Source organism: Exiguobacterium aurantiacum (genome assembly GCF_001766415.1).
Lineage (GTDB): Bacteria > Bacillota > Bacilli > Exiguobacteriales > Exiguobacteriaceae > Exiguobacterium > Exiguobacterium aurantiacum_A.
The window spans coordinates 1-559 of sequence record NZ_MKXO01000047.1; the positions used below are offsets into that span (position 1 = coordinate 1).

Annotated in this window: 2 pseudogenes; both read right to left on the reverse strand. The window is 42.6% G+C overall.

Going from position 1 to position 559, the window contains the following annotated elements:
- A pseudogene (locus BJU60_RS14880) lies at positions 1-145 on the reverse strand (menaquinol-cytochrome c reductase cytochrome b/c subunit); the annotation flags it as partial.
- A gap of 41 nt (positions 146-186) precedes the next feature.
- Positions 187-559: pseudogene (gene qcrB / locus BJU60_RS14885) on the reverse strand (menaquinol-cytochrome c reductase cytochrome b subunit); the annotation flags it as partial.

The following is a 559-nucleotide window of genomic DNA, read 5'->3' on the forward strand; positions in this document are numbered from 1 at the left end:
CTACAAGCCATTCCTTTAAAAGAAAGTTCGGCCAAAAGGCTTCTGTTTTTCCCGGATATTCGGAATAGTCTTTAGGTATGTTAGGTTTTCTTTCTGCCGGTATTCTGGAATCTCCGACAAACTTCATCCCTTTTCCCCTATGCAAAGTCATCCCCTCCTCATTGAACATTCATCAAACGCAGCATTTTAAAGCGGTCCAGAAATTCCTTGCTTACGAATCATAATAAAGTGGGCAGCCATCAGCCCAAATAATGCCGCTGGCAAGAAAAAGACATGGATAGCGAAAAATCTCGTCAGCGTTTGTGCCCCTACAATGTCAGGATGACCTGCAAGCAGCGTTTTGATCTCTTTACCAATGAAAGGTGTTGCTTCTGCTATTTGAAGACCAACCTTCGTTGCAAACAGCGCCTTCATATCCCATGGTAAAAGATAACCTGTAAAACCAAGTCCAAGCATCACAAAGAAAATGAGCACACCAACAATCCAGTTCAGCTCTCTAGGCTTTTTATACGCCCCTTGGAAAAAGACCCTTAGCGTATGTAAAAACATCATCACAATG